Source organism: Dietzia sp. UBA5065 (assembly GCA_002415925.1).
Classification (GTDB): Bacteria; Actinomycetota; Actinomycetes; order Mycobacteriales; family Mycobacteriaceae; genus Dietzia.
The window spans coordinates 7,118-8,106 of the sequence record DIAZ01000156.1 but is presented as its reverse complement, the minus strand read 5'-3'; the positions used below and the strand labels follow the sequence as shown (position 1 = coordinate 8,106).

At 73.8% G+C, this 989-nt stretch carries 1 protein-coding gene; it reads left to right on the top strand.

Translation table 11 applies throughout. From position 1 onward, the window contains the following. Window positions 1–125: 125 nt before the first annotated feature. The coding region (locus B4M60_RS12800; RefSeq protein ID WP_291084619.1) for a sulfotransferase family protein at window positions 126–989 on the top strand (864 nt) is incomplete at its 3' end.

The following is a 989-nucleotide window of genomic DNA, read 5'->3' as shown; positions in this document are numbered from 1 at the left end:
CGGGTCATGCCGTTCGACCGGCTCGAGGCCGAGTTGCCCGGGTACGCCGAGCAGCGGGTGACCCCGGAGCAGTGGCGGGAGCGGATCGCCGCCCGCCAGGAGGCGTTCGCGCGCCGGGGGCTGTCGTGAGCGAGTCGGACCGGGTGCACGTCGGGACCGTGGATGACCTCCACGCCAGCGCCTCCCGCGCGGTCGGGCTGGAGGACTTCGCGGACGGCGAGGACCGGCACCGAGAGGCGCTGGGCGTCCTGCTCGACTCCCTGCACACCGACGCCGGCCTCACCCCGGCCGGGAGCAAGTACTGGCGCTCCGTGCTCAAGGGGGCGCTGGTGGCGCGGCTCGTCGCGCAGGCGGGCTTCGCCGCGGACCCGGCGCAGGCCGGCGTGGAGATCGAGCGGCCCGTCGTGGTCACCGGGTTGCCCCGGACCGGCACCACGGCGCTGCACCGGCTCCTGGGCGCGGACCCCGCCAACCAGGGGCTCGAGTTGTGGCTCACCGAGGTCCCCGGGCCGCGGCCGCCCCGGGAGCGGTGGGAGGATGACCCCACGTACCGGGGCCTGCGCGACCTGTACGCCGGCTTCATGTCCGAGAACCCCGACTACGGCGGCGTGCACTACATCTCCGCCGACGACCTCGAGGAGTGCTGGCAGCTGCTGCGGCAGTCGCTCACCTCGGTCTCGTATGAGTGCCTGGCCCGGCTCGACGGGTACTCGGCCTGGCTGCAGGGCGTGGACTGGGTGCCCGCGTACCGGCGGCACAGGCGGAACCTGCAGCTGATCGGGGCCCACGACCCCGGGCGGCGCTGGGTGCTCAAGAACCCCAGCCACCTGTTCGCGCTCGACGCGCTGCTCGAGGTCTACCCCGACGCCGTGGTGGTGCAGACGCACCGCGATCCGCGCAGGTCCATGGCGTCCATGTTCTCGCTCGCGCACCGGACCGCGGCCGACTGGTCGACCGAATTCACGCCGGAGTACATCGGCGCCTCGCAG